The sequence below is a fragment of the Tunturiibacter gelidiferens genome, from assembly GCF_013410115.1.
Taxonomy (GTDB): domain Bacteria; phylum Acidobacteriota; class Terriglobia; order Terriglobales; family Acidobacteriaceae; genus Edaphobacter; species Edaphobacter gelidiferens.
In genome coordinates this window covers 333,005-350,778 of record NZ_JACCCV010000001.1, presented here as the reverse complement: position 1 = coordinate 350,778, position 17,774 = coordinate 333,005, and the positions used below count along the sequence as shown (strand labels likewise).

The 17,774-nt window shown below is 56.8% G+C and carries 18 protein-coding genes and 1 pseudogene; 4 read left to right on the top strand and 15 right to left on the bottom strand.

Going from position 1 to position 17,774, the window contains the following annotated elements:
• Positions 1 to 217 precede the first annotated feature (217 nt).
• The 9 genes from HDF12_RS01485 to HDF12_RS01445 all read right to left on the bottom strand — a co-directional run bounded on the left by HDF12_RS01485 (position 218) and on the right by HDF12_RS01445 (position 10,390).
• A complete protein-coding gene (locus tag HDF12_RS01485; protein WP_179580672.1) occupies positions 218 to 697 on the bottom strand; it encodes a glycosyl-4,4'-diaponeurosporenoate acyltransferase CrtO family protein in 480 nt (159 codons plus the stop codon).
• Positions 694 to 1,767: a glycosyltransferase gene (locus HDF12_RS01480; RefSeq protein WP_179580670.1), complete on the bottom strand. Its 1,074-nt coding sequence runs from the start codon at positions 1,765 to 1,767 to the stop codon at positions 694 to 696. Before HDF12_RS01480 ends, HDF12_RS01485 begins: the two co-directional genes overlap by 4 nt.
• Positions 1,764 to 3,281, bottom strand: a complete 1,518-nt coding sequence (locus HDF12_RS01475; RefSeq protein WP_179580668.1) for a phytoene desaturase family protein — start codon at positions 3,279 to 3,281, stop codon at positions 1,764 to 1,766. Before HDF12_RS01475 ends, HDF12_RS01480 begins: the two co-directional genes overlap by 4 nt.
• A complete protein-coding gene (locus tag HDF12_RS01470) occupies positions 3,278 to 5,146 on the bottom strand; it encodes an aldehyde dehydrogenase family protein (protein WP_179580666.1) in 1,869 nt (622 codons plus the stop codon). The genes HDF12_RS01475 and HDF12_RS01470 overlap by 4 nt, the downstream gene beginning before the upstream one ends.
• Positions 5,143 to 6,687, bottom strand: a complete 1,545-nt coding sequence (locus tag HDF12_RS01465) for a phytoene desaturase family protein (RefSeq protein WP_179580663.1) — start codon at positions 6,685 to 6,687, stop codon at positions 5,143 to 5,145. The genes HDF12_RS01470 and HDF12_RS01465 overlap by 4 nt, the downstream gene beginning before the upstream one ends.
• A gap of 140 nt (positions 6,688 to 6,827) precedes the next feature.
• A complete protein-coding gene (locus tag HDF12_RS01460; protein ID WP_257025301.1) occupies positions 6,828 to 7,466 on the bottom strand; it encodes a helix-turn-helix domain-containing protein in 639 nt (212 codons plus the stop codon).
• Between the two features lie 520 nt (positions 7,467 to 7,986).
• Positions 7,987 to 8,292 carry a thioredoxin family protein gene (locus HDF12_RS01455; protein WP_179580659.1) on the bottom strand — a complete coding sequence of 102 codons (306 nt, stop codon included), beginning with the start codon at positions 8,290 to 8,292 and terminating at the stop codon, positions 7,987 to 7,989.
• Between the two features lie 48 nt (positions 8,293 to 8,340).
• Positions 8,341 to 9,453, bottom strand: a complete 1,113-nt coding sequence (locus tag HDF12_RS01450; RefSeq protein WP_179580657.1) for a hypothetical protein — start codon at positions 9,451 to 9,453, stop codon at positions 8,341 to 8,343.
• Positions 9,454 to 9,619: 166 nt separating this feature from the next.
• On the bottom strand, positions 9,620 to 10,390 hold the full coding sequence (locus HDF12_RS01445) for a hypothetical protein (protein WP_179580655.1): 771 nt from the start codon (positions 10,388 to 10,390) through the stop codon (positions 9,620 to 9,622).
• 19 nt (positions 10,391 to 10,409) lie between these two features.
• Here HDF12_RS01445 and HDF12_RS01440 point away from each other — a divergent pair, with 19 nt between their 5' ends.
• The 3 genes and pseudogenes from HDF12_RS01440 to HDF12_RS01430 all read left to right on the top strand — a co-directional run bounded on the left by HDF12_RS01440 (position 10,410) and on the right by HDF12_RS01430 (position 13,128).
• A complete protein-coding gene (locus tag HDF12_RS01440) occupies positions 10,410 to 10,727 on the top strand; it encodes a hypothetical protein (protein ID WP_179580653.1) in 318 nt (105 codons plus the stop codon).
• Positions 10,728 to 10,848: 121 nt separating this feature from the next.
• A pseudogene (locus tag HDF12_RS01435) lies at positions 10,849 to 12,636 on the top strand (M20/M25/M40 family metallo-hydrolase).
• 90 nt (positions 12,637 to 12,726) lie between these two features.
• Positions 12,727 to 13,128 (top strand): DUF302 domain-containing protein, encoded by a 402-nt coding sequence (locus HDF12_RS01430; RefSeq protein ID WP_179580651.1) that lies wholly within the window; start codon positions 12,727 to 12,729, stop codon positions 13,126 to 13,128.
• A 48-nt stretch (positions 13,129 to 13,176) separates the two neighbouring features.
• Here HDF12_RS01430 and HDF12_RS01425 read toward each other — a convergent pair whose 3' ends face one another.
• From HDF12_RS01425 to HDF12_RS01400, 6 genes are all read right to left on the bottom strand, one after another.
• Positions 13,177 to 13,743, bottom strand: coding sequence for a DNA-3-methyladenine glycosylase I (locus HDF12_RS01425; protein ID WP_179580649.1), 567 nt, complete (start codon positions 13,741 to 13,743; stop codon positions 13,177 to 13,179).
• A 117-nt stretch (positions 13,744 to 13,860) separates the two neighbouring features.
• Positions 13,861 to 14,718 (bottom strand): class I SAM-dependent methyltransferase, encoded by an 858-nt coding sequence (locus tag HDF12_RS01420; RefSeq protein WP_179580647.1) that lies wholly within the window; start codon positions 14,716 to 14,718, stop codon positions 13,861 to 13,863.
• Positions 14,719 to 14,737: 19 nt separating this feature from the next.
• Positions 14,738 to 15,577 carry an acetyl-CoA carboxylase, carboxyltransferase subunit beta gene (accD, locus tag HDF12_RS01415; protein WP_179580645.1) on the bottom strand — a complete coding sequence of 280 codons (840 nt, stop codon included), beginning with the start codon at positions 15,575 to 15,577 and terminating at the stop codon, positions 14,738 to 14,740.
• Positions 15,578 to 15,658: 81 nt separating this feature from the next.
• Complete coding sequence (locus tag HDF12_RS01410) at positions 15,659 to 16,081, bottom strand: hypothetical protein (RefSeq protein WP_348641616.1); 423 nt, start codon at positions 16,079 to 16,081, stop codon at positions 15,659 to 15,661.
• Positions 16,082 to 16,194: 113 nt separating this feature from the next.
• Positions 16,195 to 16,971, bottom strand: coding sequence for a hypothetical protein (locus tag HDF12_RS01405; protein ID WP_179580643.1), 777 nt, complete (start codon positions 16,969 to 16,971; stop codon positions 16,195 to 16,197).
• Positions 16,972 to 17,001: 30 nt separating this feature from the next.
• The gene (locus tag HDF12_RS01400) at positions 17,002 to 17,169 is read right to left on the bottom strand and encodes a hypothetical protein (protein WP_179580641.1); all 168 of its coding nucleotides are present in this window, start codon (positions 17,167 to 17,169) and stop codon (positions 17,002 to 17,004) included.
• Positions 17,170 to 17,522: 353 nt separating this feature from the next.
• On the opposite strand from HDF12_RS01400, the gene HDF12_RS01395 reads away from it, so the two are divergent.
• Positions 17,523 to 17,765 (top strand): hypothetical protein, encoded by a 243-nt coding sequence (locus tag HDF12_RS01395; protein ID WP_179580639.1) that lies wholly within the window; start codon positions 17,523 to 17,525, stop codon positions 17,763 to 17,765.
• Positions 17,766 to 17,774 lie beyond the last annotated feature (9 nt).

Here is a 17,774-nt window from a genome sequence, read left to right as displayed (position 1 = left end):
GAGCCCTGAGGGAGCAGGGGATTAATGCTTTCAATGAGTTCATATTCGTCTGTGAAGACACGCTCTTGGGTCTTCGCGTGAACGCTGCTGCGGGCTCTCCAGAGTTGGATGCGAGCGGCATAGCGGCAGGCATGACTGCCTTCATCGTACGTGCAGCACAGATGGATCAGGTAGCGTCGCCTGCGAGACCCTGGATTGATTTTCTGTGCAGGTGGGTTCATAGTCGGACGAAAGTGCGGCATCGAGAGCGAGCGATGCGGTTAAATACCAATCGGTTATAGCGCTGCGCAAGTATGCAGGGCAGGTTCGCCGCGAGAGCGTAGAAGGCCATCACCCAGCGCGCCCATGGCGGATTCCAGATAAAGAAAATGGGTAGGCAGCCTAGCATGAACCAGTGCGCGATTTCGGCTCGGCGTGTCTCGATGAGAAATCGAGCAATGCAAGTGGGATTGCGGCTGAGGAGTTTTTTCTTAGCGAATCCTCCAAGCCAAGGTGCACCATCCGGGAGCAGGTATTTCCATTTTCGAATGGCGAGCCAATCCCGATACACATGCCCATCTTGTTCCCAAGAGCGCGGGGCGGTGAGCCATGTGTCGCGTACGAAGACTTGGGGCGGGACGCGGAGAGACATGAAGCCGATGGCGATGTGAAGGATGGGCCAGCCGAGGACGTTCGCCGTCCACACCAGCGCGATCATACTTCGCGCCCTCGCCAGACAGTCTTGCGGCGGAGAGCGCGGCGCGCGGCGGAACGGCCGAATACAGCGCAGTAGTATGCGAGCGGCAGCGGATACAGCAGGCAGGTGAGGAAACGGTAGCTGCCAAGCTGACGTGCGAGCCAGACAAGTTGCAGGCTGAGCAGCAGGTAAACGACGGCCACGCCGAGGCGGCCATAGTCACGCGGGACGATCAGGAGTATCGCGGTAGACCAGAGAGCGGAGATCCACATCACGGCTGACGCAAGAACAAGGCTGTCCGAGACTGCGGCTCCGTGGATAAAAGCTTTTGTCCAGCTATCGGACATCTGGCCGAGACCTTCTGGAAACATACGCATATGAAGAGTGCCGCGTCCACCCAGACAGAGGATGCGCGTCCCTGAGGCGCCGATAAGGTCGGCTAGATTGAGATTCTCCAGGACGAAGCCGCGAACAGCAGCGTGACCGCCAACAGCGAAGTAGGTTTCTTTGGAGATGAGGAGCGACTGGCCAAAGAGTCGCGGCTCAGAGACTAAACCGAACCCACCGGCTCCGCCAGCCATGAGGACATTAAAAAAGAGCGATAACTGCTCGTATGTGGCGCTCATGGCATGGTAAGGCAGCAACGATAGGACCAGTCTTGGATCACGTTCGCGGAGCCAGCGAACAACGAGACGGTCCAGGCCTCCGTCGACAAAGAATGTGTCCGCGTCCAGAAAAAGCAGATGATTGCCGATGGCACGCTGGGCTCCCTGATGACACGCCCACGCCTTGCCAGTCCAACCGTCGGGTAGCGGAGCTGAAGTGATAACGGTCGCGCCAAGACTTCGTGCAATAGGTGCAGTCTTATCCGTAGAGGCATCGTCAACGACAAGAATTTCTGCCGGCTGTGCTACGGATGCAGCGATCGATCGCAGAAGGCGAGGAAGGTTGTCTTCCTCGTTACGTGCTGGAATGACGATAGAAAGACTGGTCGCATCGTGAGACTGAGCGGAAGGGCATGTAGGAACGCGCCGGATGAGCAGGAAGCCGGCGGGAAGTCCGACAACGCCGAGGAGGGCTGGAATGATCATGGCTTTCCTTTGGCGGCTTGCTCGATAATCATCCGAGCGACGTGTTGGCCACCCAGCGTGACCATGGGCATGCCCGCTCCGGGATTGACGCTGCCGCCAACGAAGAACAGATTGTGGAACTGAGGGCTTTGCTTAGGCGCTTTGAAAGCGAAGTTACTGCGGCGATCGCAGACTACACCATAGATGGAGCCTCGATTGGAGGCGTACCGAGTCTCGATGTCAAATGGAGTCCAGAAGTCCTCAACGACGATGTGTTGCCGCAGATCGTTGAGGCCCATACGCTCAAGCTTGTCGAGGCAGAGTTCTTTCAGCGCAACGTAATCTTCGCGTGTGTAGGAATTACGGTCATTGATTGATGGAATGTGCGGCAGGATCTTAATGTTGTCGCAGCCGGGTGGTGCCTGCGATGGATCGGTGCGGGTAGGGGCGACGACATAGATGGTTGGGTCGTCCGGCAGGTTCTTGTCACGAAAGACGCGGCGGAAGTGCTCGTGCAGATTAGCAGAATAGAAGAAGTTGTGATGTGCGAGTTGCGGATAGACCCGATCCAGTCCGAGGTGCAGAATGATACCGGAGCAGGATGGTTCGAAGCGACGCAGCTTCTTCATGGTGGAAGCGGGCGAATGCAGCAACCGCTGCATTGCGGGGATAACTTCCATGTTGGAGACGACGTAATCGGCGGGCAAGGTGCGAAAATCTCCATGAGAGTTGCGGACTTGCACGCCAGTGGCGGTGCTGCCGGAGTAGTCGATGCGCTGAACCTCATGCTCGAGACACAGCGTAACGCCGGTCTCTTCAAGACGTCTGCGGAATGCGTGGCCCAGCTGATACAGACCGCCAGAAACATACCAGAGGCCGAAATCCATCTGGATGGTCGGCATGAGGTTCATGAAAGCGGGCGAGTCGAGTGCGCTGGAGCCGACATACTTGATGAAGTATTCGAAGATATCGCGAAGATAACGATTGCTCAGACGCTTATAGATGCTGCCGGACATCGAGTGCAGATAGTCGAGGTCGCGGGCCTCCTTCCATCCATAAAAGCGGAAGAATTGTACAAGCGTATCGAGACCATGGCGGAGATAGCCACGTTCAAGGATTTCGTATTGGCGGCGTGAGTAATTGAGGAAGTCCTTGTACTCGCCGAAGACCTGCGGACCGAAGCGCTCGAGCTCCGTGCGCATTCTTTCGGGATCCTCCCAGAGGTCGACGACGACTCCGTCTTCAAAGAAATTGCGCCACTGCGGATCGACGCGCTGCAGGGTTATATAGTCTTCAAGTCGCTTGCCGTCACCTTCGAAGATGGGACGAAAGATCTCAGGAAGTGTGAAGATCGAGGGTCCGAGATCGAAGCTGAATCCTTTGGTTTGCAATTGATTGAGCTTGCCACCTACCTGCGCGTTCTTCTCAAGGATGGTGACCTGGAAGCCTCTGCGAGCGAGCATGATGGCAGCGGACATGCCGCCAAGCCCAGCTCCGATGACGATGACACGTTTGTTTCTTTCAGTAGCTCTCATGATGCGTGTACCAAGGTGATAGTGATGGTTTGAGCAGTGTCTCCAAGGTGGAATGAACACTCATCGAAGTGCGGAGGACCAAAACGCGCAGGTGGGTTGTTCGAGACGCCGACCGGCTCGCGCGGGAGGCCGATGAGGTTGTGATCGAGCTTGTGGTTGCTGTTGAGGTCTTCGTAAACGGTGACAGCATAGATGCCCGGTGGGAGATCGGTATCAATGCGGAGATGCTGGGCGTTAGAGGGGATGGGAAGAAATCCGTGACGGAGTGCCTTATCGCGGTCACCAGGAAATCCGGAGGGTGAAGCAAAGACGAGATAGGCTAACTCGCCTTGTGCCTGCTGCGTGAGATAGACGTCAATGGTGAAATGCGTCTCCGTTTTGGACCGCGCACCGAGGGTGAGAGGAAGTACCGCACTGACCAGGAGAGGCAGGAGCAGGCGGCTGAGGCGTCCCAGGAGACCGTTCGCTCCGTGTCGGAATCTGATCAAGCTGGCAAGTTGGTGCCTAGTGCGGCTATTGAATGGGAACCAGTTGATTTCGCGAGTGCGGCGATCGCTGGCGACCATGATGGTCCTCATGCGCGAGAAAGAGCGCAGACCTTCGGGGCCATGATAGCGGCCGTACCCGCTCAGACGATTTCCACCAAATGCAGCATGAGGATTTGCAATGTTACGGATGACGTCATTGATGCTGCAGCTTCCGGCAGAGAGCTGGGCAGCGACGCGACGGGCACGCGCTTGATTGTGAGTCCAGATGCTGCTGCTGAGCGCGAAGGGGCTCGCGTTAGCAAGTGCAATGGCTTTGGCCTCGTCTCGGAAAGAAGCCACACAGAGCACGGGGCCGAAGGATTCTTCGGTAAGGATGCGGGCCTCGGCGGGAACGTCAGTGAGGAGCGTCGGCTCATATGCGGCCGTGGCACGATCTTGCGGCCAGTGCAGCGTGGCTCCGCAGGAGAGTGCGTCTTCGACCTGGGCACGAACATCAGATTGCGCATCCTCAGTCAGCGGGAAGAAGTCTGCGTCTGGATCAGTATTAACGCGAAGCATCGAGATGCGATGCTTTAGGCGGGCAAGAAACTCGTCATGGATGGACGCTTCAACATAGACACGTTTGACTGCAACGCACACGCGTCCCGCATTGGAAAAGGCGCCGTAAGTGATCCCTTCAACAGCTCGGTCTAAATGGCAATCCGCAAAGACGAGGCTTGCATCCTTTCCCCCCAGCTCAAGGACCGTGGGGATGAGGTGCTTCGCAGCGCGTTCTGCGACCTGCTGCCCGTGACGGCTGCTTCCGGTGAAGAAGATGAAGTCAGGGCGAGCATCAATGAGGGCCGCGGATTGTTTAGGGCCGTCGTATAACACCTGCACAAGGTTGACTGGAAGATTCGCCTTTGCGCAGAGCCTCGCGATCACAGTTGCTGTTTTGGGTGTGCGCTCGGAACACTTGAGCACCACTGCATTGCCCGCAGCGAGCGCAGTGATGAGAGGAATTACCGATAGCTGGAGAGGATAATTCGACGGGCCGAATATCATGGCCACACCATGCGGCTCGAAGGATGTCTCGAAGCGAGCACCATGAAACAAGAAAAACGACTTACCGATGCGGCGCGGACGCAATATACGCGCGGCATAGGACTCGTAGTAGCGAAGATGCTCCAGAGTGACGAACACGTCGCCGGAGAGAGCGTCCAGCAGTGGTTTCGAAGTCTCGCGCGCGATGGTATCGGCGATTGATTCGCACTGAAGGGCGATCTCGTGGCGCAAGTTTCCCAGAATGGCGCACCGGCGTGAGACCGTCAGTGCGGCCCACGCGGGTTGCGCAGCACGGGCTCGGGCAAGAATCCGATCTGAGGTAGCAGAGGTCATACTAGTGCCGGCTCCAGCGGCTTCGCAACGGGATATGGGACCTCATATTGCTCGCAGATCAGATTGGCAGAGATACGTGCCGACTCAAAGATGGTGGGCAGTCCGCTGCCGGGATGCGTGCCTCCACCTACCAGGTAACAATTGGAGAACTCTTCAAACTTGTTGTGAGGGCGCAGGTAGAGCATCTGATCCCAGCTGTGTGCCATGTTGAAGGTGGCACCCAGGAAGACGGAGTGCTGCTTCTCCCAGTCCTCAGGAGTGAGGATCATCTCCTCACGAATGTGCGGCGTGACATCGCCGTAGGGCGTACGTTTGCGCAGGATGCGGAGAACGTACTCGCGACATTGCCGGCTATATTCCTTCCAATTGATGTCGCTGGTGTTGTTTGCCACCGGGGCGAGGATGTATAGCGCGGAGTGGCCCGCGGGCGCACTGGACGGGTCCGTCTTGCTCGAGTTTCGAATGTAAACCGACATGTCTTCTGAGGTCGAACGACCATGCGAAATGTCTTCGATGTTCTTTTTGTAGTTGTTCGCGAAGACGATCGTGTGGTGCTCGACATCGTCATATTCACGATCGAGACCGAGGTACATCATGAAAGTCGAACATGAGAACTTTCGCTTGCGGAGGTTCGATGGCTTGTGGCGACGAAGATCCTTCTCATCGAACAGCATGGTCATGGCATGGCCGAAGTCGGCGTTGAGTACGACGTCGTCACAGTAGATCTTTTCGCCGCTCGCAAGCTCGACGCCGCAGGCGCGTCGTCCATTAAGAAGAACTCGAGCGACCGGTGTAGAGGTGTGAATCTCAGCGCCCTCTTCACGGGCAACCTCTGCAAAGGCCTGGCTAATTCGGCAAAGGCCACCCATGACGTGATACACGCCATGGGCGTGCTCCGTGTACGGAATCATGGTGAAGAGACCAGGGCAATCCCACGGTGACATCCCGAGATATTTCGACTGGAACGTAAACGCGAGGCGGAGCTCTTCTGAGCGAAAATAATCGGCGAGCACGTTGTGCAGCGAACGTCCTGCGGCAACATGGGGGGCGGCTGCGAGCAGCGTGGGACTGATCAGGCTGGCGAGAGTGCCGTAGGGTTGCTGCAGACACGGATAGAGCTTTTCAAACCGAAGACTCTCGCGCCTCAGGAAGCGGTCGAAGCCAGCGCTTTCGCTAGGGAAATGCTTTTCAATCTCCGCCTTCATAGCATCCGGGTCAGAGCGCGCAAGCATTGTCTTGTCCGGGAAATTGAGCGAGTACATCGGATCGAGCCGATGGAATTGCAGGTAGTCGCTCGAGCGGCGGCCTCCTTCAACAAAGAGCTCATCGAGCAAAAACTTCATCATCAGGAACGTCGGCCCCAGATCGAAGCTATACTCGCCAAGGCGGAGTTCTGCATTGCGGCCACCGATGACATCCTGCTTTTCGAAGACTTGAACCCGGAAGCCCCGCTGCGCAAGAAGCATCGCAGTGGCGAGTCCGCCAGGTCCGGCTCCCACGATTGCGATGTGTCTTTTTCTATCTCTTGGATCAAAGCTCATACCCCAACCATAGGTTCCCCTGGTGAGGTTACGGCGGGAGTTGAGCTCTCAAAATGGAATCATTTGCTTCACAAGCAAAGAAGTCAGCTTTGATTGCTGATCCGTAAACACGTCCAATTTCGCATGCGCAGCATGCTCTCCTACGTGGAAGATGCCGTAGTGATCACAACTGCGGTGCACGGCGTTTTGACCAGACTTCGATAGGCATGTTTCTGCAGCGAATCGAAGTAGACAGAATCTCCGGCTGAGAGCTGGAACTTTTCAACACCGATCGTCATCTCCAGTTCCCCCTCGATGAGGTACAGCAACTCTACACCTGGATGAAAATGCGGTGTGAGTTTCTGCTCAGGCAATGAATGGAAGTGTGCCAGGAAGCCATTCAGCTTCCGCTCGTTAGCACGGAAGTCGAGGCTTTCGAAGGACCACGAGGTAGAAGTTGATTTCGGATCGGATGGGAATACCTTGCGCTCATTGCACCGTGAGATGGCCACAACGTGACGCTTCCGCGGATCAGTGAAGAAATAATCGAGTCCAACGCCGAAGACCAAGGCAATACGCGTAAGTGTTGGCAAAGTCGGCACCAGTCGGCCATTCTCGAGGCGCGACAACATAGCAGGTGAAAATCCGGAGTGTTCGGCGAGCTGCGCGAGCCCCATGCTGCGGCGCAAGCGCAAGGTGCGCAGCTTGTCGGCAATTGCATAAGGCCGAATCGATTCTTCCACAGTGGTAGCGTCGGTAGCTTTTGAATTATGTTTCCTTTTTTTCAAGGAGTTAGACAAGTTTTTCATATGCCACCGGACAATTGAATCTGCATTATCACTTTACTGACACTCAATTGTTTTTGCCTTATTGTCAAGAATATCTTGGATCCGCTGTAATGATCTTTAGAGGCAAGCTCACATGCGCACTCAATTGGTAAAAGAAAGTGTTTTTCTTCACGAATCCTCTTCACTGAGTGCTAAATCGCCGAGTCACTCATTGCCAAGGATGAGTACCGATGGGCATCTCGTGGCGAGTGCGGCACAGTGCACTGGGTGGCGGCATATCGGATTATTCAGCACTTGCCGCGCGAAAAAGCAGGCCATGGAAATGACAGAGTATGGAAAGCATGGAAAGCCATGAAGCCGGCTTCCCACCCTTCCCACACTCTTTGGAAATCCCTTCGGGATTCCCACATTCCCACAGCCTCGACGGCTGGACATATGACTTCTCGTGCCCGCTCAACGCGAACCCATCGCCACCGCAAGGGGCTTGTAACGGATGTCTCAGGTCCACAACGTAACGCATGTCCGGGTACACTCACTGCTGCTGCTTGTCGGTATCAACTTTCAACACAAGCGCGTGGCCGGCCATATCCTTTGCAGTGCGTGCAACCTCGGGAGCGGCGGCGTGACACGGCCCACACCACTCCACCCAGAAGTCGACGAGAACGGGGACGCGAGAGCTCTGGACAATCTCATCGAAGAGCGCCGCGTCTACTTGCAGCGGCTCATCGAGCGGTGACAGCGGAGTTTTACACGAGCCGCAACGGCCAGTGTCTGAAAGGTGATTTGCGGCGATACGGTTCTTCTGGCAACACTGTTTGCAGTTTCGGATTGCAGGCATTCTCGTCCTCCGTCCTAAGCGATTGGGTGTGTCTCGGCTGATTCGGTCTCATTCGTCAACGTGTTTGCGAATCTCCGCCGCGGCATTTTTCTCTTGGGCAGCAACGGGTGGCTGAATCGAGATCGAACGAGACTCTTTTAGCTCCTTGCGAATACCCGGACCCCGCATGACGACGTCCAGCGCGTATTGACCGGGGGGCATACCGGGAGTGTCCAGTGACATCTCTACGTAAGCGAGGTAGCCGGAAGCCGAATCGACTCTGAAAGCCGTCTCTTTTTCGGTCGCAATGGGATTGTCTTTTGACCGCAAAATAAACTTTGCGGTCCAACTCGAGGCTCCACGCTTTTCGAGCTTCCCATTTGGATAGATCCGCACAAAAGCATGAAGCCGGTCTGATGGCGCGAACCTATCGGAAGCCTCAGGCTTGATCCTGCAGTCTACCGCGCGCATCGGGTCAATCTGCGAATGTAGTATTTCGTCATCCTCGCGATCGACTGTCGTTCGCCGTCGCAGGCCATTCACCGATCCAACCTGCTCCTCGCAGGACTTGCCCATGATCACGCTGCTCACCTCGATCAATGCCTTCTGAGGCGCCTCTACTGCGATCTTCTGTGCTGCCGATGCGAAGACCCTTCCATTGCCATCGTGGACGGCAATGCGCCACAGATATCGGCCCGGATGCAGACGCCCATCCCTCTCCCAGGCGAGACGGTGACCATCCCAGCTCATCTGAATTGCGCGCTCCATCACCGAAGTGGACAAGCTCAAATCGTCAACCGACTCAACGACTGAGAGCCGTTCCGGACCCCGTCCAGGCCCCGTCCACTCAATAATCGAACTCATGGGAAGTACTGGCTCGAGCCCATACCGCATGGGAAAGTAATCGGCATGTTGCGAAATGCGAAACTCCGGTGAATTTACGCTTTGTTCGGTCGCCGCCCTTCTCACTTTGTCCATCAAATCTTTGGATATCATCTCGCGGTTAGCCTCAGAAACCGTATCGCCCGATGCCACTGCCAGGACAGCGGGTTGAATCGCTAGTGTCGGGTTTCCGGCTGGCACCGAATTAGGCGTCGCCGATTGCGCATAGGGCGATTGCTGAGCATAGCCGGTCAACATACAGAATGCCGTCGTTGCAATCGAAATCCGCATCGAACGCATAGCGCGTCTCCATCCCAGTCACCGACTCCGCTCGCGAAATTATAAGCTTCGCCCTTTTGCTTTGAAGGATTGAATGCCGGGGTCTGTGCCGCGCTTTGATTCTGAGAGAAAGGTACGCGCTTCGAAGTCAAAGAAACTCGCCGAAATCTTGTCGTGAAGGGACAACTCAGGCGCGTCGGCGGTATCGGATGGAAAACTCGTACGTAGGATTAGGGGGAAAAAGCCGCGCCACGAGCCGAAGGCGGTCCGCAAGGGCCAGCGGCGCGAGTAGCGGATACTCACGCTCCCGAAGTTCGGAGTAGTCGAAGTCCACAGAGAGCGAAAGCTGGTAGATGGCGATTGCGTCGGAGAAGGCGGATTCGAGAAACGCAGTCTTGGCCTTCTCGTCGATCACCGGTTTGCCATCAATCTTTTCCGTCTTAGCGCCAAGGGCTAGACCGCGACTCTCCCAGGCATCCTGGCTGGTTTCGCCGCGAACATCAGCCAGAGCCTGTCCCCAGACAAGTTGGTCAAAGGCCTGGGGAACGCCGACCGCATCGACAAAGGCATGGCCGACGTTGATGAAGAACTCGAAGGCCAGGGCGAAGCGGTCCCCCAGCAGCCGCGTAGAGATGAAGACACCTTCCGTGCCATCGTGCGTTACGTTGCGATGGCAGATGGCCTGATCGCCTAGCTCGGGCGTGTAGGCCGGCGCAACCATCGTGGCTTCGCTGCCACGTGCCTCGCTCAAAGCAAGCGGTACAAAATAGTACGTTTTGCGCGAAATCGCGCCGGCGATGGCGATCGGCACGGCCTGGGCCATGTGCTCAAGATCATTATTCTCGAGGGTGTTATCGCCAAATGCTGCATAGCGAATCCCGTTTGGCGCCTGCCGCACCACTGCTTCGCGCATTACCTGCGCCGCCTGCACCAACTCGCTCTGAACGCCTTCTGCCATAAAGCAGTATTCTACTGGTATGGCGCAAGCATCGCAGAACGAAACCTCGGCCTCACCTCGAACCTTTGGCGCGGGATATCTCTTTGGTGTGCCTTTGGGCGACCTCGGCTGGTTTACCAGCCTTCTGATGAGTTTTGCGCTAGGGTTTGCGGCCTTCTTCGCGGCGACCTTCTGCGCAATCCTCGGAATTCTCTTCTACAACACGGCAACACACCACGCGGTTGATTTTTCGCTAACTTACACGCGGGTCGGACTCCCGGTGGGTGTGCTGGTGTTGCTGGTGACGCTCTCGTACCTCGGTACCCTCTGGATACGCCGGCAGCTTCGCAAAAGCTAAGAATCCCTCCACAATGCATTCGAGCGGCCCAACAAAATTGAGAGGTAATGGCTCGATGCGGTCGGTCGGTGATATCTGCTATTCTTCGCTCTCAGAAACACTTCCTGGAGGACCATCAAGTATGTCATTCGTTCGTGCCTTTGCGCGTTGGGGCTGCAGTGCGGCCGCAATTGCGAGCCTCGCCGTTCCCTCCGTCGCCGCCGACAAGAAAGCCAAAGATGCCGCGGTCGAGACGCCTTCCTACTACGGACCCCAGCCAGCGACCGAGAACATCGATCTGACGATGTATGCGCGCATCCGCGAAGAGGGCTTCAAACACTCCCACGTCATGGAGTTTGGTGGAGCACTGGCTGACGGAATCGGACCGCGTCTTACCGGCTCGCCGAATATGGCGAAGGCCAACGCCTGGACCCGCGACACCCTGACGAAGATTGGCCTCGAAAACGCGCACCTCGAAGACTGGGGCGAATTCGGGATGGGCTGGCAGCAGATCAACACCTGGGTGCGAATGGTATCGCCCGATCCCGAACCGCTGTGGGCGCAGGCTGCCCCTTGGTCTCCGTCCACCAACGGCCCAGTCACCGGCGAGGTGGTTTACATGAACGTCTAGGAGCTGGGCGATCTTGAAAAGTACAAAGGCACGCTCAAAGGCAAAATCGTCCTCCTTGGCGCAATGCGCCCAACGCCCGACATCACCGAGCCGCTCTTTCGCCGCTACACCGACGCAGAGCTCAAGGAGATGGAAACCTATGAGGCACGTGGTGGACGCTTCACCCCGGGCTCTCCGGAGTTTGCAAAGTTTCTCGCCGAGCGTATGAAGATCGCCGAGATTCGCAAAGCCGCACTCAAGATGATGGCAGACGAAGGCTCGCTCGCCGTGCTGACACCGAGCCGCGATGGCGGCGACGGTGGGGGAACCGGCATCGTCTTCGATGACAACGGAGCAAACCTCGCCCGTGATGCGCAGAAGAAGGAAAACGCAGTCACCATCCCCAACGCTGTAATGATGATCGAGCACTACAACCGCCTCGGACGCCTGGTAGAAAACCACGTCCCAGTCACGCTCGAGCTCAACATCGAGACGAAGTTCACCGGCGACCACGAGCATGGCTTCGACACGGTTGCAGAGATTCCCGGAAAAGATCCGAAGCTGAAGGATCAGGTCGTCATGGTTGGTGGCCATCTCGACAGCTGGATCTCCGGCACCGGCGCAACCGATAACGGTGCAGGTTCGATCGTCGCAATGGAGGCCGTTCGAATCCTGAAGTCGCTTGGCGTCAAGCCGAAGCGCACCATCCGTATTGCGCTCTGGTCCGGCGAAGAGCAAGGGCTCTTCGGTTCACAGGGATACGTCAAACAGCACTTCGGAACCTTCGCCGAGCCAAAGGTTCCTGAGCCGGCAAGTGTACCCTCGTTCCTGCGTCAGCACGGAGCTCTCTCTACAACAAAGGAGTGGGAGACCCTCGACGCCTACTACAACCTGGACAACGGGACCGGCAAGGTACGCGGCGTCTACACGCAGGAAAACTGGGCCATCGCTCCGATCTTCAAGCAGTGGATCGCGCCCCTTGCCGATCTCGGCGTAACGACGATCTCTTACCGCAACACCGGCGGCACCGATCACCTGTCCTTCGATGCGGTCGGTTTACCCGGCTTCCAGTACATTCAGGATCCGATGGATTACGACACGCGAACCCACCACTCCGACATGGACACCTACGACCGTCTGCACGCGCTCGACCTCGAGCAGGCAGCTGTCGTTGAGGCGATCTTCCTCTACAACACCAGCGAGCGCGAGGCCATGATGCCGCGCAAGCCCTTCCCGCATCCGGAGTTGGAGAAGCAAATGACCGCGCCCATTCCCGGAATCTATCCGAACGCAGTTCCTCTCGCCGACGGAGCGAAATAAAAACGCAAAAGAACTCTCAGTACGAAACCCCAGATACCCCCTTCCAAGGGGGTATCTTCGTTAGGTGGCCAAACTTATCTCGGAGGTTTGATGATGACTGACCAGCAGACCCGCGAAGGAATAAAAACCTGCACCAGCCGCTACTCCGTCGACGAAACTGTCTCCCGGCTGGAGGCTCTCCTCAAAGAGAAGGGTGTCAAGCTGTTTGCAGCCGTAGACCATTCCGGCGAAGCGGCCGCAGCGGGCTTGGAGATGCACCTCACAAAGCTGTTGATCTTCGGAAGCCCGAAGGCAGGTACTCCCGTCATGCTTGCCGCGCCCAGTGCAGCCCTCGATCTTCCACTAAAGATTCTCGTTGCTGAAGGAGCCGACGGCAAGGTGCTGCTCTCTTGGAACGATCCCGCGTGGCTGGAGCAACGACACGGCTTTCCACCGGAGCTAACCGCGAATCTCGCCGTCGCAGGGATGTTTGCCACCAAAGCCGCACAGTAGCCGGACTCCCGCCACTACAGCGCTCCTCTGCCAAAACTGCCGGACCGCTCAGACGGTCTTACGCCGAAAGCAATCCGGGCTATGGTCATTCACAATGCCGACAGCCTGCATCCACGCGTACACGATGACGGGTCCGACAAACTTGAAGCCACGCTTCTTCAGCGCTGCAGAGATCTCCTCCGACAACTCAGTCTTCGCCGGAACCGGCCCGCTATTTTGAATAGGGTTACCACCAGCCATCTTCCATACGTAAGCCGAAAAGTCTTCTCCCGCATCCGCCATTGCCATATAAATCCGCGCCCCATTGATGGTCGCTTCGATCTTGGCGCGCGAGCGGATGATGCCTTCATTCTGTAGCAGGCGCTCGACATCCGCTTCACCCATCTTCGCAACCTTCTTTGGATCGAAGTTACGAAATGCCTTGCGAAAAGCCTCGCGCTTCCGGAGGATGGTGAGCCACGACAGCCCTGCCTGAAAACCGTCTAGCATCAAAGCCTCCCACAGCACGCGGCTGTCGCGCTCCGGCACGCCCCACTCTTCGTCGTGATAAGTCCGCGTCAATGCATCGTTGTCGGCCCATGCGCAGCGGTGAACAGCGTTCTTCGTCTTCGTCATGCGACAGTCGTCTCCTGTTTGTGCTTGCAGCGCTCATCGCTCATTGTCGGTCGATCAGTCGAAAGCCAGTTCGCAACTGGTTACTCAATCCTACGATGGGTAGCTCTGCACCGATCCTCAAAGCCATGCACTGAGCAGCCGCCCGGCATTCCCAAGGACTTTCAGCGAGTCGACGCGATCTGCGAAGTAGCGGGCGTTGATCTCAGCAGACCCAAGATCTTCGAGACTGCGGAACACGCTGAGTTCAGCTGCGATCTCAGGTGGAGCAAAGAAGAGTTTGAACGGCTCTCCTGCCTGTTGAACCCGCGAAGCGAGAGAGTCGTGAGCCAGTTGCTCAAAGAATGGGAGCGCGGATCGCGGTTGACCGTAGTCAAGAACGAGCGCGCTGCCAGCGGCCTGCGATGCAAGGAACCCCACCGTAGCGCGGAAGGCCTCAAGCGTAAGGTACGGGACCACGCCAAGCCACGCGAACACCGCCGACGCCTTCGCGTTGAACCCGCCCGCCTGCAGCTGATCAAGCAGAGTCTGCTCCTCAAAGTTCACCGACACATAAGTAAGGTTTCCTGGTGTAGATAGCGCAGTGCTCTCAAGAAGCTCGCGCTTCCACTGCTGCGTCGCCGGGTGATCCACCTCGAAGACGCGAAGTTGCGGATAGGGATTGCGATGGGCAAACGTGTCGAGGCCCGCCCCCAGCAAAACATACTGGCTGACACCCTGTGAAACAGCTTGAACAAGCGTGTCTTCGGCGTAGCGGCTACGTGCAACCAGGAAGGCCCGCAGACCAACAGAGAACGGACGATCCTTTCGATCTGGATTGCGAGTCGGCGTCCGGCGCAACTCCTCCGCGTAGGAATCGCCGAGGATTGGAACAGCAACAGGATCCTCGAAGACGAGGGGCTTCGCGTCATAGAGTTGGTGCGCCGCGCGGCGTAGTGCTACGCGAAGCGCTGTGCGTGATGGACTCGCCGATTGCATATGCGATTCACGAAGGCGCCTAAGCGCCCATCCAGCTCAAGGTCTGCGAGAGATAATCTTTCATCTCCTTACGCGAGACAATCGCATCAAGAAACCCATGCTCAAGCAAGAACTCTGATCTCTGAAAACCCTCCGGCAGCTTCTGCCGAATCGTCTGCTCAATCACGCGAGGCCCCGCAAAGCCAATCAAAGCCCCCGGCTCTGCGATATTCAGATCGCCAAGCATAGCGAAGCTTGCCGTGACACCACCAGTAGTCGGATCCGTCATCACGGAGATATACGGAATCTTCGCGTCATCCAGGCGCGCCAGGCCCGCAGAGATCTTCGCCAGCTGCATCAGCGAAGCGATGCCCTCCATCATGCGCGCGCCACCCGAGGCCGCAACGATGATTAGCGGATGTCGTGTAGCCAGCGAGCGGTCGACCGCACGCGCAATCGTCTCCCCAACAACTGCGCCCATGCTCCCGCCGATAAAGGCGTACTCCATTACGCTCAGGACAACGCTGTGCGGCCCAAGCTGCCCAATTGCGTTGACGATTGCGTCGTTCAGGCCCGTCTTCGTCTGTGCCTCCGCAAGCCGCCGCTTGTAGGGCTTCAGATCGGTAAAGTTCAACGGATCGGTCGAGCGAAGTTCCAGGTCGACAAGCTCATACCCCGGCTCCAGCAAGTTCTCAATGCGCGTACGAGCATCAACGCGGAAGTGATGACCGCAATGCCAACAGACGTGCTGGTTCGCTTCAAGCTCGGCCTTGAATAGAATCTTGCCGCAGTCGGGGCAACGGATCCACAGTCCCTCGGTCCGAACCGTCTTCTCCGAGTCGTTGACGATCTCGTTATCTTCGCGCTTGAACCAACTCATCCGTGCATGCCCTTTCGACCGCTGCCCTGTTCATTGTAACGACTGAACAGTTCGCGCGGTGTGTTGGTAGTTGAGCTGGAGTCAGAGCGCTTCGGCGAGACGGGAGTAGAGGCCGGCATGGTTGGTCTCATACAGAACCAGCAACCTCTGCCGCATCAGGTAGTACGAAGATGCCACTTCATGGAGATAAAAAGGAATTCGCATCTGTTGCCTTCCGAAGAAGGTTGCCAGCATAATCTGCGTGACAGCGCGACGCAGCTGCAAACCATCGCGGCGCATACGTTCAGCAATGATGATGCCTTCGTCGAAGTTCCAGCGTTCCACATAGGAGGCGAGCGCGACCAGGATCCGGGCGTTTTCTCGCATACGCTGAACCCCTTCAAGGCCGCCCATCAAACTCCACATCTCTGCCGGTTCCAGCTCAAGAGCGTCCTTCTGCGGCACAAGGTGGTTCAGCGCCACAGTCATGACTCCCTTGGATTCAACCGGATGAAGCTTCGCCACCAGCTCCTCCCACGTACAGCGAGCCAAACGCCGTGCCGTCAAATACGAATGGAGAAGCGCGCAGCCTAACAGGATAGTAACCAGAGCGGTAATGACTATAGGTGCCATATGGGTTACGTGTGGTCGCGCGTCCGAGTGACCTGCTGAAGATCGTACTGCACTCGGCTGTGAAGAGCAACGAGATAATCTTTCATTTCGTTCGACAGAGGCGCGCGGACACGTTCCGGCCTCCAAAAGGCGACGATCCAATACAGTAGGACGGCTATATAGAGGAAAGAGGGGAAAAGCTGGACAACTCGATACTGCTGGGTCCACCCCAGAAAGATACTGGCTAGGTCGCTAACGGCGGAACCGAACGCCCAAAGGGTTAACCCTTGGGCCAAAGCCATCACATGGTTACGCCATTCCAACCCTAACCTATTGGAAGCAAAGAGCATCGCAAGAAAAAGCTCACAGTCGAGCAACGCAGTGAAAAGGTCTCCCCGAATCTCCCAAATTCCCGCGGTTGAACCCGGAGGTGTCTTTATCGCAAGACAAAGTCCGGCCGCGATGGCTGTGCCAGTCATCCCGACCAGCACAAACGAAGAACGTGCATCCCGAATCCAGGTTCCAGTTGGACGCAAGACGACTCGGGCGATCTCGAAGATCATACCAAGCTGAAAAAGAAAGTCACCGCCTGCGAGAATCCAATACGTGATCTTGTACATCTTCGGCGTGCTGTGACGGGAAATTAGGAAAAGTGCAATCGACACCAGGATCGAATAAGTGATAAGGCCGGTGAAGACAGGGAACCGCCTCCACCGCTGACGAAGCAGCAGCACGAGCAGCAGGGCGGCGAGACCGACAAAGTTCGCCGCCCAAATGATGTTGTCCAGAGCCGGAAAGTTCATTCCTGCCTCGCAGGCTTATCCGGAACGATCTTACAGCCCGAAGACGGAGATGACGATACTTGCGTAGTCGCCCAGAGAAAGAGCAACAGAAGCTACCTGCGGATGCGGATTGCCGCCTGTCATGTTTGCAAACATGGGAGCAGCGGTGGAGAAGAGGACAGCGGCGGTGAGCGCGAGATTGCGGATCGACTTATTCATGGGGAAGGCTCCTAGTGCGCAAATGTGCGCTTGCATCAGCCTAGGCCATCGACGCTTTCTAATTAAGAAAAAACATGCGCTCAACCTACACAAAAGAACCATCTATTGTGGGATGGACGATAAGATCGCACTCTATTATGACGGTCTCTGCCCAGAGCGAACGGCTGTCCGAGAGTCTCGATGGCAACACTCGACCATAACCCCGAGAGCCAGCCGCCCCTCATTATTTCGGGGTACCAGTCTGGCACTTTTGGCCCAAGTGAGGCAAAGGCAACAGATGGCGGAGGCCTGCCTCTGTCGCTCATCACCACGCGTGGCCCATGTATCGTGTGCACAGGGCCGCGGAGGGTCAATTGCCGTACATCTATATCGACAAGATCTTCCATGAACTAAGGTCAGAGCTGTTGTCGGCCATGCACTCCGCTCTCGAGGCACAGGGCCGAAAAGGGCAGGTGGACGTGGATCGTCTCTATCGTGCGTTCACGCGAGCGGCAGCAGGCAAATGCGCCAATCCGCAACGCGTCTCCGAAAAGTGCATAGTCGAAACGATCACCTCAAAACCTCGCAAAGCCAAAGATGCACGAATTGACGAGTAGGAGCGTGCT

What these genes read in the sequence shown, in the direction of transcription:
- HDF12_RS01485 (WP_179580672.1), bottom strand. Translation starts at nt 697, where the DNA reads ATGATCGCGCTGGTGTGGACGGCGAACGTCCTCGGCTGGCCCATCCTT.
- HDF12_RS01480 (WP_179580670.1), bottom strand. Translation starts at nt 1,767, where the DNA reads ATGATCATTCCAGCCCTCCTCGGCGTTGTCGGACTTCCCGCCGGCTTC.
- HDF12_RS01475 (WP_179580668.1), bottom strand. Translation starts at nt 3,281, where the DNA reads ATGAGAGCTACTGAAAGAAACAAACGTGTCATCGTCATCGGAGCTGGG.
- HDF12_RS01470 (WP_179580666.1), bottom strand. Translation starts at nt 5,146, where the DNA reads ATGACCTCTGCTACCTCAGATCGGATTCTTGCCCGAGCCCGTGCTGCG.
- HDF12_RS01465 (WP_179580663.1), bottom strand. Translation starts at nt 6,687, where the DNA reads ATGAGCTTTGATCCAAGAGATAGAAAAAGACACATCGCAATCGTGGGA.
- HDF12_RS01455 (WP_179580659.1), bottom strand. Translation starts at nt 8,292, where the DNA reads ATGCCTGCAATCCGAAACTGCAAACAGTGTTGCCAGAAGAACCGTATC.
- HDF12_RS01450 (WP_179580657.1), bottom strand. Translation starts at nt 9,453, where the DNA reads ATGCGTTCGATGCGGATTTCGATTGCAACGACGGCATTCTGTATGTTG.
- HDF12_RS01445 (WP_179580655.1), bottom strand. Translation starts at nt 10,390, where the DNA reads ATGGCAGAAGGCGTTCAGAGCGAGTTGGTGCAGGCGGCGCAGGTAATG.
- HDF12_RS01440 (WP_179580653.1), top strand. Translation starts at nt 10,410, where the DNA reads ATGGCGCAAGCATCGCAGAACGAAACCTCGGCCTCACCTCGAACCTTT.
- HDF12_RS01430 (WP_179580651.1), top strand. Translation starts at nt 12,727, where the DNA reads ATGATGACTGACCAGCAGACCCGCGAAGGAATAAAAACCTGCACCAGC.
- HDF12_RS01425 (WP_179580649.1), bottom strand. Translation starts at nt 13,743, where the DNA reads ATGACGAAGACGAAGAACGCTGTTCACCGCTGCGCATGGGCCGACAAC.
- HDF12_RS01420 (WP_179580647.1), bottom strand. Translation starts at nt 14,718, where the DNA reads ATGCAATCGGCGAGTCCATCACGCACAGCGCTTCGCGTAGCACTACGC.
- accD (WP_179580645.1), bottom strand. Translation starts at nt 15,577, where the DNA reads ATGAGTTGGTTCAAGCGCGAAGATAACGAGATCGTCAACGACTCGGAG.
- HDF12_RS01405 (WP_179580643.1), bottom strand. Translation starts at nt 16,971, where the DNA reads ATGAACTTTCCGGCTCTGGACAACATCATTTGGGCGGCGAACTTTGTC.
- HDF12_RS01400 (WP_179580641.1), bottom strand. Translation starts at nt 17,169, where the DNA reads ATGAATAAGTCGATCCGCAATCTCGCGCTCACCGCCGCTGTCCTCTTC.